The sequence below is a fragment of the Halohasta sp. A2 genome (genome assembly GCF_056175805.1).
This window is the reverse complement of the sequence record NZ_JAQFWV010000299.1, coordinates 1-255: the sequence shown is the minus strand read 5'-3', so window position 1 is coordinate 255 and position 255 is coordinate 1. Positions and strand designations below refer to the sequence as shown.

Genomic DNA, 255 nt, shown 5'->3' with positions numbered 1-255 from the left:
CATCACCTTCCACCGCGACCTCCCCGATGACGCCGAAATCAAGACTGTCACGGTCAAGCAGGAACCGACCGGGGAGTGGTATGCCATCTTCGGAGTTGAGACGCCCGAAGACCCACCGGAGAAACCCAAGAATCCTGAGAAATGCGTGGGAATCGACGTAGGCATTCTCAAGTACACCCACGACACAGACGGAACCGCCGTCGAATCCCTTGACCTGTCTGATGAGCGCGAGCGGTTAGAACACGCACAACGCGA

The 255-nt window shown here is 57.6% G+C and carries 1 pseudogene; it reads left to right on the top strand.

What is annotated here, in order from left to right:
• Positions 1-255, top strand: a pseudogene (locus tag O2S87_RS19215) (RNA-guided endonuclease TnpB family protein); the annotation flags it as partial.